Annotated in this window: 11 protein-coding genes; 5 read left to right on the forward strand and 6 right to left on the reverse strand. The window is 44.8% G+C overall.

Translation table 11 applies throughout. The features are described from left to right. Positions 1-116: 116 nt before the first annotated feature. The 6 genes from AC1DV1_RS03475 to AC1DV1_RS03500 are packed head-to-tail and all read right to left on the reverse strand — an operon-like array spanning position 117 to position 7,451. Positions 117-971, reverse strand: coding sequence for an N-acetylglucosamine kinase (locus AC1DV1_RS03475; RefSeq protein ID WP_477355288.1), 855 nt, complete (start codon positions 969-971; stop codon positions 117-119). Continuing rightward, the gene (locus AC1DV1_RS03480) at positions 968-1,348 is read right to left on the reverse strand and encodes a response regulator (protein WP_477355291.1); all 381 of its coding nucleotides are present in this window, start codon (positions 1,346-1,348) and stop codon (positions 968-970) included. Before AC1DV1_RS03480 ends, AC1DV1_RS03475 begins: the two co-directional genes overlap by 4 nt. Positions 1,349-1,393: 45 nt before the next feature. Next, the gene (locus AC1DV1_RS03485; RefSeq protein ID WP_477355294.1) at positions 1,394-2,713 is read right to left on the reverse strand and encodes a TolC family protein; all 1,320 of its coding nucleotides are present in this window, start codon (positions 2,711-2,713) and stop codon (positions 1,394-1,396) included. A gap of 5 nt (positions 2,714-2,718) precedes the next feature. After that, the gene (locus AC1DV1_RS03490) at positions 2,719-5,847 is read right to left on the reverse strand and encodes an efflux RND transporter permease subunit (RefSeq protein ID WP_477355297.1); all 3,129 of its coding nucleotides are present in this window, start codon (positions 5,845-5,847) and stop codon (positions 2,719-2,721) included. Between the two features lie 4 nt (positions 5,848-5,851). Continuing rightward, positions 5,852-6,931: an efflux RND transporter periplasmic adaptor subunit gene (locus AC1DV1_RS03495; protein ID WP_477355300.1), complete on the reverse strand. Its 1,080-nt coding sequence runs from the start codon at positions 6,929-6,931 to the stop codon at positions 5,852-5,854. Between the two features lie 13 nt (positions 6,932-6,944). After that, positions 6,945-7,451 (reverse strand): MarR family winged helix-turn-helix transcriptional regulator, encoded by a 507-nt coding sequence (locus AC1DV1_RS03500; protein ID WP_477355303.1) that lies wholly within the window; start codon positions 7,449-7,451, stop codon positions 6,945-6,947. Positions 7,452-7,521: 70 nt separating this feature from the next. On the opposite strand from AC1DV1_RS03500, the gene AC1DV1_RS03505 reads away from it, so the two are divergent. The 5 genes from AC1DV1_RS03505 (at position 7,522) to AC1DV1_RS03525 (ending at position 15,006) form a co-directional block, all read left to right on the forward strand. Continuing rightward, a complete protein-coding gene (locus AC1DV1_RS03505) occupies positions 7,522-9,324 on the forward strand; it encodes a M61 family metallopeptidase (protein WP_477355306.1) in 1,803 nt (600 codons plus the stop codon). Between the two features lie 150 nt (positions 9,325-9,474). Beyond that, entirely contained in the window at positions 9,475-10,341 is an 867-nt protein-coding gene (locus AC1DV1_RS03510; protein ID WP_477355309.1) for a KilA-N domain-containing protein, read from the forward strand. A 2-nt stretch (positions 10,342-10,343) separates the two neighbouring features. Then, positions 10,344-11,684 (forward strand): APC family permease, encoded by a 1,341-nt coding sequence (locus AC1DV1_RS03515; RefSeq protein ID WP_477355313.1) that lies wholly within the window; start codon positions 10,344-10,346, stop codon positions 11,682-11,684. 97 nt (positions 11,685-11,781) lie between these two features. Then, entirely contained in the window at positions 11,782-13,194 is a 1,413-nt protein-coding gene (locus AC1DV1_RS03520) for a glycosyl hydrolase 53 family protein (protein ID WP_477355316.1), read from the forward strand. Between the two features lie 159 nt (positions 13,195-13,353). Then, a complete protein-coding gene (locus tag AC1DV1_RS03525; protein ID WP_477355319.1) occupies positions 13,354-15,006 on the forward strand; it encodes a M28 family metallopeptidase in 1,653 nt (550 codons plus the stop codon). The last annotated feature ends 71 nt before the right edge of the window (positions 15,007-15,077 follow it).

Below are 15,077 nucleotides of genomic sequence, written 5' to 3' on the forward strand. Positions count from 1 at the left end.
AAAATCGGCTTTGCAAATGCTACTAAAACCACAAAACATAGTTAAGCGCCATTACAAAAAAGTGTCCGGAGGTTCCATCTGCACATCTGAAATCTATAATCTGCACATCTCCAGCTCTATCCCTCGTTCCGTTTCAAAATAAAGGCCATCAGGTCATTAATTGGCTGTTTGATGATTTTGCCGGTTTTTACACCTTGCGAATGGCAGAGTGCGGCAAGTTCGTCTTTAAAAAAGAAAGCTATTGACCCTACAAAATGACATTTATATTTGTGGTACTCAGGGTACGATTTGATATTGGTTTGGATAAACTCCAGCAGGCCCCGTTCCAATATCTCCTGGCCATACGCCGTTGCTTTTATCTCACTTACAAATTTTGAAAATGACGCCAGGTACGTGTTGCCGTTAGGCTTTTGGTATACATTTTTTATAACGATATCTTTATTAAGGTGATAGGCGCTTTCAAATCTCGAGTTAATTTCGACAGGCATGCGGCCATACAAAAAATCAGTTATCAGGATTTTGCCAAACCAGGTGCCTGATCCTTCATCGCCCAACACATAGCCTAAGCCGTGCTGCCCCTCAAAAATCTCCTCGCCATCAAAAAACGAGATGTTTGACCCGGTACCCATAACGCAACAAATCCCTTTTTCATGGCCGCAGGTAGCGTAGGCGCAACCCAAAAGATCGCTATCCACACAGATGTAGGCTTTTGGAAAATGCTGACTAATGGCATTAGACACAATTTCATGCCTATCGGGGCTGGAACAGCCCGCACCAAAAAAATAAATCTCTTCAATTGTGTCGCCATATGCCAGCATGGCGGGCGCCTGGTCGGCAATTATTTTGGCTATCTCTTTTTCGCCTAAAAAGTATGGGTTTAACCCTGCTGTTTTAAATGCTACTGGTTGCTGATCAGGAATGTGTAGTAACCAGTCTGTTTTTGACGATCCGCTATCGGCTACTAAAATCATGCACTAAGTTCTTCGAGGGCCTTTAAAGTTAATGGCTTATGGATAAACTGGGTAATATATTTGTTGTTTGCCGATTGTTTCATATCAACAGGATCAAGCGATGACGAAAGCATGAATATTTTGATGTTTTTTTTATCGATATCCAGCAAATCAAACTCCCTTAAAAACTCAAAACCACTCATTGTAGGCATACGGATGTCAAGGAAAATTACATCGGGTGTAATAATTCCAAATCGCAGGGAATCAATCGCTTCTGTTGGCGATTGGCGCACAACTATCGTTTCGGCAAAGTTACTTGCCTCCAAAACCTTGCGCGTAACAAAGTTGTCGATGTAGTTATCATCAATCAACAGACAGGTTTTGTAGGGATTGGACATGTTTTCAAATATATGTGTTTTTATATTTAAAATAAAATAATCCCGCTATTGAATATTTATGCTGCTTGTTATCTGTTTTAAAGTAATTTCTGCCTGTTTTGATTGATACTGGGCAGCAAAAAAAGTTGATTGGGCCGCAAGATAATTGCGCTGCGCTTCCCGGATTTCGAGCGGCGTAATATTGCCGAGTTTATACTTTTCAAGCGATATATCCAGGTTTTTCTTAGCTATAACCACGTTTGCCTGACCTAAAGCAATCAGGTCGAGCCCCGAAACGTATGAGGCATATAAACTATTTATCTGGGCTTCGATATTAAGCTGCACCTGTTTAGCGCTGATGTTGGCATTATCTATCTGGATCTTCGCGTTTCGCTCCTTGCGGGTCTGGTTAAAGCCATCAAAAATATTGATGGTTGCAGTAAGGCCGTAATTTAAACCATGCTGGTTTTGCTGCAGCGTAAAGCCGGCCGGGGTCTTATTATCGCTGAAAGTATATCCTGTTGTCACAGCCACTTGCGGATAGCGGGTTGATTTTACCTGCTTAAGGTTAATCTCGGCCAGGCGGCGGTTTATCTGGGTTGATAATATGGTTGGGTTCTGCGATTGCGCGCTACTTAAAATATTACCCAACAACAATTTATCATCAACCACAATTGTATCGGCAACCGAAAAATCGGTTTGCAAATCGCGGATAAGGATTTGGTTAAGCTGGATTTTACTCGTTTTAAATACCTGGTATTGGGTAACCAGGTTGGCGGTATCTGTATTTAAATTTACCTGGGCGTTTAACACATCAAGCTTTGAGGCGCGGCCAACATGAAACTTATCATTGGCATAGCGCAGCTGCGTGCGCGAAATTTCTATCGCACCCTTCAGGGCCTTTATCTGCTCGTTTTGGCTGATGAGGTCATAATAAGTAGTTATCACGTTGGCTACCGTCCGCTGTATGGTGTCCTGCAAGCGCAACGAACCCAGCTGGTCAAGTTGCTTTAACTGGTCATACGTGGCAAACATGTTAAAACCATCAAAAATTGTCCAGTTAAGGGCAACGCCGTAATTGATGCCCGTGTTGGGGGCATTATGGATATTATTAACTGTGCCGTCTGAGCGGGTTTGCTTGGTAGTTAAGCGGCTGTTGGTTGATGCAAAATTACCGTTAACCTTTGGCAAAACGCCTGCATTGCCAAGCGTAACATTATTGGCCGCGATGGTTTTGTTGTTTTGCGAAAGCTTTATATTATAGTTGTTTTTTAAAGCTATTTCTACCGCGTCTTTTAACGTAAGCAGCGGTGCTTCCTGCGCCCATGTGTGCATTCGCAGCAGGGCGCAGCAACAAAGCAGGAAAGCTGTTTTTTTAATGATCATATCAGTTAAAGATTTTCAATCAATTTCATTTCTTTTTTTTCTGGCTCTGTTTCTTCTGCAGGCTCTTCATCCGGATCGCGGCGGGTTTTTGATGCGAAGATCACATACATCAATGGTATAATATAAAGGGTTAATACTAACGAGAACAGCATCCCGCCCATAATAACAATACCCAACGACACCCTGCTTTTTGCACCCGAACCCAGCGCGAAGGCAATTGGCACCGAGCCTAATACAACGGCCAAACTGGTCATAAGTATTGGGCGCAGGCGCGCTGTCGCGGCTTCAATAGCGGCTTCGTACTTGGCGACACCATGTTCCATGCGCTGGTTGGCAAACTCCACAATAAGGATCCCGTTTTTGGTTACCAGCCCCACCAGGGTGATGATACCTATTTCGCTGAAAATGTTCAGTGTTTGATTAAACAGCCACAATGATAAAAATGCCCCCGAAATAGCCAGCGGTACGGTGAGCATCACGATGAATGGATCCATAAAGCTTTCAAACTGTGCAGCCAAAACCAGGTATATCAGCAAAAGTGCAAAGCCAAAAGCAAACAAGATATTTGATGATCCTTCGGCATAATCCCGCGATGGGCCGCTAAGGGCGGTGCTGAATGTTTCGTCGAGCAGGCTTTTGGAGATGCGGTCCATCTCGGCAATACCATCGCCAACTGTTTTGCCAGGGGCTAAACCAGCCTGTATGGTTGCCGATTTATAACGGTTAAAGTGATAAATAGCCGGCGGCGTGGCGCCTTCGGTAGTTTTAACCACGTTATCCAGTTGCACCAGGTTCCCTTTGGTGCTGCGCACGTATACCGATCTCAAATCAAGCGGCTGATCACGGTTGGCCCTGTCAACCTGGGCTATTACCTGGTACTGCTTTCCGTTTATCAGGAAGTAATCCAGGCGACCGGCGCTATAATACAATTGCAGCGTTTGCGCTATATCATCTACAGAAACACCCAAATCACGTGCCCTGTCACGGTCGGTTACCACCCTTAATTCGGGCTTGGTAAATTTAAGGTTCACATCCGTTCCCTGGAAAACAGGGCTACGGGAAACCTCGGCAAAAAACTTTGGCAGTACTTTTCTTATCTTTTCAAAATCCTGGTTTTGTATAACATACTGTACCGGCAATGATGTACGCGCGCCGCTGCCACCACCGCTTATGGTTTGCTCCTGCACAACAATAGCCCGGGCGTCGGGCATTTTGCTCAGTTTTTTGTTCATCCAGTCGGCAAGTTGTTGTTGGGTGCGCGTACGCTCGTCGGGCGCTACCAAACCAACGCGGCCGAAACCGGTGTTTGCTGCGCCGCCGCCGCCAAATGAAGGCGAAACGATCTCGAGGTTAATATTGGCTTCCGGTATCGAATCGGCCACCATATTTGAAACCTTATCCATGTACCGGGTCATGTACTCGTATGTCGCGCCTTCAGATCCGGTTACGCTGTAACGCAATAAGCTTCTGTCGTCAAGCGGAGCCAACTCGGATGGAATCACTTTCACCAATACACCAATGATTAACAACGACGCTGCCAGGATAACGAATGACACCCAGCGCACTTTCATAAACTTGATAAGCGTTTCGGTGTATGATGTGGTCATGTTCACAAAAAACGGTTCGGTTCGCTCGTAAAATTTCGACTTTTTATTGTTCTTACGGATCAGCTTCACGTTCAGCATCGGGGTTAGCGATAACGACACAAAGGCCGATATTAAAACTGCCCCGGCAACTACCACCGCAAACTCGCGGAACAACCTGCCTGTAAAACCCTGTAAAAACACAATAGGTAAAAACACAGCCGCCAGCGTTACCGAAGTTGATACTACCGCAAAGAAAATTTCGGCCGACCCTTCAAATGCTGCCTTACGGATAGCCATCCCGGCCTCTACTTTTTTGTAAATGTTTTCTGTTACTACAATACCATCGTCAACCACCAGCCCTGTTGCCAGTACAATGCCCAGCAGGGTTAAAATATTAATGGAAAAGCCAAACACATACATGATAAAAAAGGCCCCGATCAATGATACCGGGATATCTATCAGCGGGCGGAAAGCGATAAGCCAATCGCGGAAAAACAGGTAAATGATGATAACCACCAGCACGAAGGAAATAATGAGTGTTTCCTGCACCTCGGTGATTGACTGATTGATAAAACGGGTATTATCCAGTGCCACCTTTACCTTAATATCGGGCGGCAAGTCTTTCTGGATCTGTTTTAAACGGGCATAAAAATCTTTGGCAATTTGAACGTAATTCGCTCCAGGCTGTGGTACAATGGCCAGGCCAACCATGGGTACACCCGATTCCTTAAATATGGTTTCCTCATTGGCCGATCCTAAAACCGCGTAGCCAATATCGCTCAGGTGAATAACCCGGCTGCTATCGGCACGGATGATGAGGTTGTTAAAATCTTTTTCGGTTGATAATTTACCAAGCGCCCTAATGGTTACTTCTGTGTTATTCCCCTCAATTTTACCGGCAGGCAGCTCCACGTTTTCTTTGGCCAGGGCGGCGCCAATATCGGTAGCCGTAAGGCCAAGGGCCGACAGTTTGTTAGGATCTATCCATAAGCGCATGGCGTACTGGCGCTGGCCCTGTATATTAATAGTACTTACACCAGGTATGGTTTGCAGGCCTTCCTGCAATACGTTTTCGGCATAATCATCCAGTTGGGTAATGTTACGCTTGTCGCTGCTCACGGTAAGGGTGATGATCTGGTCGGCGCTGGCATCGGCTTTGGTTACTACGGGCGGGGCGTTAATATCCTGCGGCAGCTGGCGCTGTGCCTGCGCTACTTTATCGCGAACGTCATTAGCCGCTGTTTCCAGATCAGCGTCCAGGTCAAACTCTACCGTAATATTGCTTGATCCAACCGAACTTGTTGATGATATATTACGGATACCGGGCACACCGTTGATCGATTTTTCCAACGGCTCGGTTATCTGCGATTCAATTACATCGGCATTCGCACCCGAGTAACTGGTAGATACCGAAATAATTGGCGGATCGACCGACGGGAAATCCCTCACCCCTAAAAATTTGTATCCGATAATGCCAAACACAACAATAACTACTGACATTACTGTTGCCAATACCGGCCTTTTTATACTTACTGAGGATAAACTCATGGCGTTACTTTATTACTTTAATAATTTTTAAAGGAACTTTCGCCCTCATTTGTATCAGGCCCGAAACCACTACGCTGTCGCCAGGCTTTAAACCATCAATCACCTGGATTTTTGTATCTGTACGCAAATCTGTTTTTACCGGGCGGGCAACGGCAATCCCGTTGTGGGCAACGTAAACAATACTGCTTTTCAAATCGGGGATAACTGCCTCCGTAGGTAACAAGATAGTTTTGGGGATTTGGTCGAGCGTTAAATTAATTTTGGCAAAGCTGCCTGCGGTTAACAAGCCTTTGGGATTTGGCGCTTTGGCCCGTACAGTGATTGTGCGCGAGTTAACATCAATAGAAGGTTCAATAGCGTAAACATTTCCTATAAAGTTTTCCCTTGAACTTTCGGTATTAAACCTGATTTTGCTGCCTACGCCAAGTATGGTCAGGTATCGTTCAGGAACCGAGAACGTGATTTTCGCAGGGTCGATATTTACCAGCTGCGCAATAGGCGATGCCGGCGACAGATAACTGCCGGGGCTCACATTACGCAACCCGATAGTGCCCGAAAACGGCGCCCGGATCTCGGTACGGGATATTTGTGCCTTAATTACATCAGCAGCCGCTTTTAACGAGTTTAGCGAGGTTAACGAAGTATCATACTCTTCCTGGCTTATCGCTTCCTTTTGCAGTAATACCTTATTGCGATACTCAACTTGTTTGGCCAGTGTTACCTGGTACTGGTTTTGAGCCAATGAGGCTTCTAAATCCTGGTTATATACTTTAACCAGCAACTGGCCTTTTTGCACTTTGCTGCCCTCGTTAAAATAAATCCCGGTAATGTTACCCGCTGTCTGGCTTACCAGGTTCACCTTTTCGTTAGCATCAATACTGCCGGTTACATCAATAATGTTATTTACGGCGGTATCTTTCACAATCATGATGTTCACGTTTACCGGGCCGTTCTTTTTCTTGCCGCTTTTACCGCCGGCTTGTGCTGCCGCGCTTTCTTTGGCGCTTTTGCTAAAGAACTTGTTGTAAACTAAATAAGCAACCAGCAGTGCCAGCGCCGTGTAAATAATATATTTTGTTTTCATATTTAATCAACAATCATTTTGTGATCTTTAAATTGGGTTCGGTTGTAAAGGGCTTTATATTTACCTGCATTTTTTGCAGTACGCTTTCAAATATTTTCAACTCATGCGCAGATATGCCTTTGGTGATATCAGCGTTGATGTGCTCAAAAGTTTCTACAATTTGCGGCACGGCCAGCCTGGCCTTTTCGGTAACCCTCAGCAGGTGTTCGCGACGGTCATTCGGATTGCTCTCGCGGTAAACAAAGCCCTTTGCGGTAAGCATGTTAATAATACTTACCATTGCCGATTTGTCTTTATCCAATATTTGCGCCAGCGCGTTCTGGGTAAGCTGCCCGTCGTGGTAGTATATAAGCGATAGAATAAAGTGGTACCGGGTAACATCCAGGTGGGCGGTATGCTTTGCCAGTACATTCAGGTATAACTTACCTAAACGTATCAGTTTCCGGGATATGGGTTCTATCAGCTGCATCTTAAATAAGCGGCAGCAAACATACTGACCCACAAGGTTAATTAGTTGCATGTATCAACCATTTTACACGTGTAAACAAGGCCGATATTTTAAAAAAATATAATTTTTATAACTTGCACGCATGAAACCAATTAAGCTGACCGCGACTGTATCATTAATTTTACTTTTTATGAATGTAAACGCCAGTAAGGCGCAACCCCCATCGGATATATCATATACGGTTTCCTTTCCCGAAGCCCAGGCCCATTATGCCGAAATAGAGATGAATATCACCGGGCTTAAGCAAAACACGCTCGATCTTAAAATGCCTGTCTGGACACCCGGATCATACCTGGTTAGAGAGTTTGCCAAAAACATCGAGGCCTTTAGCGCCAGCATCAATGGCAAAATTGTAGCCTCGCCCAAAATCAATAAAAACACCTGGCGCATTACTACAAAAGGTGTGGCGGCTGTTACTGTCAAGTATCGTGTTTATGCCAACGAAGTATCTGTACGTACCAGCTATATTGATGTAACACATGCTTTCCTTTCAACAACGGGTATATTTATTTATCCCGCAAATATGTTGCATTCGCCATCAACTATTACCATTACCCCATATAAAGACTGGGCTAAAGTTTCAACCAGTTTAGAGATGGTTAACGGCAACCCATTTGTACGCCACTCGCCCAATTTTGATATTTTGTTCGATTCACCTATCGAAGTAGGCAACCAGGATGTTTTTGGTTTTGATGTTGACGGTGTTAAATATGAAGTATGTATGTACGGAGGCGGCAACTACGATAAAGAACGCATTAAAAAAGATATGCATGCCATTATTCAGCAGGAAGCAGCCATATTTGGCGAAAACCCCAATAAACATTACACTTTTATTATCCATAATCATTTGCGTGGCGGAGGCGGAATAGAGCATCTTGGCTCTACTGTTTTGGGCATTGGCCGCGATAATTATGGCAGCGAAAAAGGATACCAGGGTTTCCTGGGCCTGGTAGCTCATGAGCACTTTCACCTTTGGAACGTGAAACGTTTGCGGCCTATTGTTTTAGGCCCCTTTGATTACGATAACGAAAATTATACCACCAATCTTTGGATTGCCGAAGGCTTCACAGAATATTACCAGGAGATAGCAGTTCGCCGCACCAATCTTTATCCGCCCGAAAACTACCTGGAGCAGATAGCCAACGAGTTTAACGTGCTAGAAAACCTGCCGGGCAAAAACGTACAAACCGTAGCCGAATCGAGCTTTGATGCCTGGATAAAAGGATACCGTCCCAACGAAAACTCAAACAATACCACTATTTCTTATTATACCAAGGGCGCTATAATTGGCATGATGCTGGATTTGGAGATCATCAACAACTCGGCCCAAAAACACAATCTTGACGATGTAATGAAGTACATGTATGTAACCTATTACAAAAACAAAAAACGTGGCTATACCGATGCTGAGTTTAAAAAAGGATTTGAAATGTTTGCAGGCAAAAAGCTGGATGATTTTTATAAAAAATACATAAACGGACTTGACCCTGTTGACTACAACAAATACCTGGGTTACGCCGGCTACAAAATAGTTGACGAACTGGCCGGTAACAATGATGCTGCCCTGGGTATTACCACCGGCACCACCGCAGCCAAAAAAGTAATGGTTACCAGTGTAACCCGTGGCACCGCGGCTTATATTGATGGCATTAACGTTGGCGACGAAATAACAGCCATTGACGGCAACCCCATATCCGACGGCTCAAACCTGATAACCGGCAAAAACCCCGGCGATAAAATACAGGTAACCGTTAACCGCGACGGGCAATCTGTTACCTTGCCAATAACATTGTTGAAAAGTAACAGGGTGAAATATAAGGTAGTACCCGTTGATAGCCCTTCAGCACAGCAGTTGGCCGTGCGTACGAAGTGGCTGAGTTTATAACTACGCTATTTAGATTATTGAAAGCTCCGGGATATCGGGGCTTTTTTTGTGATAACGAATGACAAAAACCATATCTTAAATCCGGTTAAAGTCACGGATGTTTTCTTCTTAAAGTATATATGTTTATACTCGTACTATAATTAAATCTTTATGGGTAAAATTAATGTTGAAGGTGTTGAAATTGCCATTTTTTCTCAAAATGATACCGATTACATATCACTGACAGATATGGCTAAAAGTCAACATGAAAACATCATCATTACAAAATGGCTTAGTTTAAAAAATACAATTGAGTACCTGGGCGAGTGGGAGGCGATGTTTAATGAAAAGTTTAATTATACCGATTTCGGTACAATTAAAAACACCGCAGGAGGAAATAACTTTGTGTTGTCGGTAAAAGAATGGATAGAAAAAACAGGCGCGATTGGAATTACAGCAAAACCAGGGCGATACGGGGGCACTTACGCCCATAAAGACATCGCATTTCAATTTGGCATGTGGATAAGTCCACGGTTTCAATTATTATTAGTAAAAGAGTTTCAACGACTAAAAGACGAGGAGCAAAGGCGCCTTGGTTCGGAATGGGACTATAGAAGATTTCTGTCTAAAGCGAATTACACGATCCATACTGCGGCGATAAAGGATTTTGTAATTCCCCAATTAAACCTCGAAAAAGATAGAGAGTGGCTAATATATGCAAGCGAAGCCGATTTGCTAAGTGTAGGAATCTTTGGATTTACGGCAAAACAATGGCGAGAGACCAATCCCCAACTACACTTAAAAGGGCTAAACATGAGAGATTTAGCAGATGCCCATGAATTGCTCGTTTTATCTAATCTTGAGGGATATAATGCAATATTAATTGAACAAGGAATTGATAAATACCAACGATTGCTCGCATTAAAAAAAGCAGCCGAACAACAGCTTAGGGCACTACGAAAATCTATCTATACCGAAGAAAAAATAAAAAGCCCTTTTTTACCCGTCGGGAAACCGTCAAAAAAAACGGATAAATAAAAATGCCATCACCCGCCGCATTAAAAAAGATAAGGCCTATACAGCTTATTGCTGTTATCTTCTTTACCGTATCTGGTGGGCCTTACGGCCTGGAGCCGTTGTTAAGCTATGCCGGCAATCATGCCGCATTGATTATCCTGTTAATTACTCCGCTTTTGTGGGATGTGCCTGCCATATTAACCGTATTGGAATTAAACAGCATGATGCCGGTGAACGGCGGCTATTATAAATGGGTAAAACACGCCCTTGGTACCCGCTGGGGTTTTTATGAAGGATGGTGGACCTGGCTTTATACGTTTGTCGACCTGGCCATTTACCCCGTACTGTTTGTAATGTACGCCTCCTTTTTTTACCCCGAACTGGCTCAATATAAAATACAGGTTTGCTTGCTCGTCATCTGGGCATCAGCGGGCTTAAATATATTGGGCATTGTACCGGTGGGTAAAGCAAGCTTGTTTTTAAGCGCAATTGTGCTGGCACCGGTGGTCATTGTAATTGTGCTGGCCATTCATCATCATACAGGGCCATTAACGCTGCCTGCGCCATCTTTTAAAGGCCTTACATTTCCATCGTTCGGAATGGCCTTGTATACGGTGATGTGGAACTGCCTGGGCTGGGATAACGTAACAACCTATGCCGAGGAGGTAGAGCAGCCGGTGCGCTCCTATATCATATCCATAATCATCGCGTTTACGCTGGTTATAGTGGTTTACTTTTTTATCACCTGGGTAGCCCAGCAATCGGGCATCAATCATACTAAATTTACAGATGAAGGAATGCCGGCATTGGGCGTATTGATAGCCGGGCATTGGCTCGGCGTTGTAGTTGCCGTAGGAGGTATGGCGAGTTCCTTAGGTATTTATGCCGCTGTGTTATTATCCGTTTCGCGGGTGCCGCACGTAATGGCCCAGGACAAGTTGCTGCCGGCCGGAATCAACCGTTTACATAAACGGTTTAACACGCCCTTTGTATCCATCATTATTTGCTCGCTGGTGGTGAGCTTCATGATATTATGGAAACTGGGCGAGTTGTTTATTATCGACGTAACCGTATATGGGGCAGGCCTTTCTTTAGAGTATATTTCGCTGGTAAAACTGCGCATAAAAGAACCCGACAGGGCAAGGCCTTTCAAGATCCCCCTGGGCGTGCCGGGGCTTTGTATCCTTTTAATGCTCCCTGTTCTGGTATATGTGATAGCCCTGGCCGGAACATTCTCTTCAGAGGGCGATGCCGTAAAGGCGTCTGTATTCGCCATTATCGCACTGCTTAGTGCCGAGGTTGCCTGGCAGCGCATTGCCTTTTTCGCCCGGCTAAAACGATGGTATAAAAGAAACTGGTCGTAAATAGCCTTGCTATATATACGTGCGCTTTTGTAAAGATCATGTTATCCATCACATCGCCACCGCCAAAGCCTTACCTTTATTAACCATTTATAAAGTTATGCAGAAATCCCTTTTCTCTTTTACTATCATTGGTTCCTTGCTTTTATTCGGTTCTACTTCGTTTGCACAGCGTCGCCGGGCGGTGAAGCCGGCTGGTCAGCCGGCCGAGGTACAAATTACACCCTATAAAACTACCGTTATTGCCAATGGTACCGACGATGTAATGATTAAAGTGGTGGTAATTGACAGTAAGGGTGACGAAGTAAAAACGGCCAGTAACCTTATCCATTTTTCGGTACAGGGTGATGCGCGGATAGCGGCAATAACAACGTCTGGCAAAGCGGATGCTGCAGCTACTATAGCCGATACATCGGCGCGGGCCAATATGAAAAACGGCCAGCTTTGGGTAAAGCTAATTGCCGGCCGTACCCGTGGCCATATAAAATTTGAGGCAAAAAGCGATAGCTTATGGACCGGATCAACCGAAATTCACACCGTACAACCCGGAAGCCCACATAGGGTAACCAACGATAAGTACGTTGCCAAAAAGGTGACTGACAAAATATTGGGTGCTGATATCTCTTTCCTGCCGGAACTGGAAGCAAAAGGGGTTAAATTCAGCGATAAAGGCGTTGAAAAAGATGCCATTCAAATATTGAAGGAGCATGGCTTCAATTACATCCGCCTTCGTATTTTTAATGACCCTGCCAGGCCCAAAGGATATTCGCCAACAAAGGGGTTTTGCGACCTGGATCATACCAAGAAAATGGCTAAACGTGTAAAAGCTGCGGGCATGAAGCTGCTGCTCGATTTTCATTACAGCGATTACTGGGCCGATCCGCAGCAGCAAAACAAACCGGCCGCCTGGGTTGGGCAGGATTTTATCACCCTAAAAAAATCGGTTCAAAATTATACCACGATGGTAATGCAACAGCTGAAAGATCAAAACACCACGCCCGAAATGGTGCAGGTTGGCAACGAGATTAATCATGGCATGATTTGGCCCGACGGGCAGATTAACAATCTGGATAGCCTGGCGCAATTGATTTACTCCGGTGTAAAAGGAGTAAAAGCCGTTAGCCCGAAAACCATTATCATGGTGCATATTGCCTTAGGCGGCCAAAACCTCGAGTCGCGGTTTTTCATGGACAACATGGCGGCAAGAAATTTACCGTTTGATGTGATAGGGCTGTCGTACTATCCCAAATGGCATGGCACCCCCGATGATTTGAAAGCCAACATGGCCGATATGGCCCAACGTTATCATAAACAGGTTATGGTTGCCGAGTACACTCAACTAAAGAGAGAAGTTAACGATATTGCATTTACAGTACCTGGCGGCAAAGGTATTGGATCATTCATATGGGAACCGCTGAGCACCTGGGAGCAGATTTTTGACAGGGACGGCAAATCAAACGCGCTGATTGATGTGTACCCGCAAATTGCGCGCAAATACGGCGTTAAGCCATAGTGTTAAGTCTAAAGTAACTCATAAGTCTAAAGTTGATTTTTTTGAATTAGAACTTAGGGCTTGGGGCTAATACAATCCGCCAATTTATCGTTGATACCCTAATAGAGGCGGCTTTTATAATCAACCTCAATTAATTACATTTGAAAAAACACCACCTATATGAATATTAAACAATTTTGTTTTTTATTATTATCCGGCGCCGTTGTATTTACGGGTTGTAAACACGATAAAAAAACGGAAGAGGCCGCCAAGGCCGTCAGCCCGGAAGAAATCAAAGAAAAAATAGCGGTATTGGCAGCCGATTCGATGATGGGCCGCAAGCCTTTTACCGCCGGGGAGAACAAAGCCATTGCCTACATCTCATCTGAGTTTAAAAAGGCCGGGTTAGAGCCGGGAAATAATGGCAGTTACTACCAGGATGTTCCTATGGTTGAGGTTACCAGCACGCCATCGCCAACCATGGAGATTAGTGGAGGCAAATCGCCATTAAGCCTGCATGTTACCAGCGATTTTGTGGCTTTCACCCGTCGCGAGGTGGCTAATGTTGAGCTTAAAAACTCTCCTTTGGTTTTTGCAGGATATGGTGTTGTAGCACCCGAATATCATTGGAATGATTACGCAGGGCTGGATGTAAAAGGAAAAACGGTAGTGGTGCTGGTAAATGATCCGGGCTTTAAATCGGGGCGGAAAGGTTTATTTAAGGGTGATACCATGACCTATTACGGCCGTTGGACCTATAAATTTGAAGAAGCCGCCCGCCAGGGTGCCGCTGGGGTTATCATAGTTCACCAAACTGTGCCGGCAAGCTATGGCTGGAGTGTTGTTTCGAACAGTAACTCGGGAGCAAAACTTTATTTGACACAACCCGACAAGCACATGAACCGCTGTAAGGTTGAGGGATGGATTACCGAAGAGGCTGCCAAAAAGCTTTTTGCAGATGCCGGCATCAACGGAGATCTTCGCTCCATTGCCCGCGATAAAAATTTTAAGGCTGTTTCGCTTAACAGGGCTGTTAACTTAACTGTTAACACCAAACTAAAATATTCTACATCTCATAACGTCATCGGCATTTTAAAGGGTAGCGCCAGGCCTACCGAATGCGTGTTGTATACCGCCCATTGGGATCATTTAGGTATTGGCAAACCGAACGCAAAGGGCGATAGCATTTACAATGGGGCAATTGATAATGCCGATGGCGTGGCATCCATTATCGGGATAGCCAACGCGTTTAAAAAATCAACGGCAAAGCCGCAGCGTTCCATTGTGTTTTTAGCGGTTACGGGCGAAGAGCAGGGCTTATTAGGCTCTGAGTATTATGCAACGCACCCTATTTATCCCCTTAACAAAACCGTTGCCGATTTGAACATCGACGCCATTGGCGATTATGGCGAAACCAAAGACATTGCCATAACCGGCAAAGGGCAAAATGAACTGGAAGATTATGTTGGTGCAATTGCACAACAAGATGGCCTTACCACAGTTGGCGACCGTACACCCGGCTCTGGAAGCTACTACCGGTCAGATCATTTCAATTTTGCCAAACTGGGTGTACCCGCGCTTGATATCAACATTGGCAGTACCAGCAAAGCACATGATGGTACCTATGGTGCTGATAAAGAAAAAGACTATAACGAAAACCGCTATCATCAGCAAGCCGATAATTACACGCCCGATATGGATGCTACAGGCATGGCCCAGATAGCCGATATCCTTTTCAGGATAGGTACCAAACTGGGTAACGAAACTACCTTCCCCGGCTGGAAACCCGGTTCGGAGTTTAAAGCAGCAAGGGATAAATCTATGGGTAAATAAACTTCTGCAGAACGCCGAAGGCTTAAAGCAACATAAAATGGCCGGCTGCTATAGCTCCCGGCCATTTTATA

This window comes from Mucilaginibacter sp. P4_D1 (genome assembly GCF_056401935.1).

What these genes read in the sequence shown, in the direction of transcription:
- AC1DV1_RS03505 (WP_477355306.1), top strand. Translation starts at nt 7,522, where the DNA reads ATGAAACCAATTAAGCTGACCGCGACTGTATCATTAATTTTACTTTTT.
- AC1DV1_RS03525 (WP_477355319.1), top strand. Translation starts at nt 13,354, where the DNA reads ATGAATATTAAACAATTTTGTTTTTTATTATTATCCGGCGCCGTTGTA.
- AC1DV1_RS03475 (WP_477355288.1), bottom strand. Translation starts at nt 971, where the DNA reads ATGATTTTAGTAGCCGATAGCGGATCGTCAAAAACAGACTGGTTACTA.
- AC1DV1_RS03480 (WP_477355291.1), bottom strand. Translation starts at nt 1,348, where the DNA reads ATGTCCAATCCCTACAAAACCTGTCTGTTGATTGATGATAACTACATC.
- AC1DV1_RS03515 (WP_477355313.1), top strand. Translation starts at nt 10,344, where the DNA reads ATGCCATCACCCGCCGCATTAAAAAAGATAAGGCCTATACAGCTTATT.
- AC1DV1_RS03495 (WP_477355300.1), bottom strand. Translation starts at nt 6,931, where the DNA reads ATGAAAACAAAATATATTATTTACACGGCGCTGGCACTGCTGGTTGCT.
- AC1DV1_RS03520 (WP_477355316.1), top strand. Translation starts at nt 11,782, where the DNA reads ATGCAGAAATCCCTTTTCTCTTTTACTATCATTGGTTCCTTGCTTTTA.
- AC1DV1_RS03500 (WP_477355303.1), bottom strand. Translation starts at nt 7,451, where the DNA reads ATGCAACTAATTAACCTTGTGGGTCAGTATGTTTGCTGCCGCTTATTT.
- AC1DV1_RS03510 (WP_477355309.1), top strand. Translation starts at nt 9,475, where the DNA reads ATGGGTAAAATTAATGTTGAAGGTGTTGAAATTGCCATTTTTTCTCAA.
- AC1DV1_RS03485 (WP_477355294.1), bottom strand. Translation starts at nt 2,713, where the DNA reads ATGATCATTAAAAAAACAGCTTTCCTGCTTTGTTGCTGCGCCCTGCTG.
- AC1DV1_RS03490 (WP_477355297.1), bottom strand. Translation starts at nt 5,847, where the DNA reads ATGAGTTTATCCTCAGTAAGTATAAAAAGGCCGGTATTGGCAACAGTA.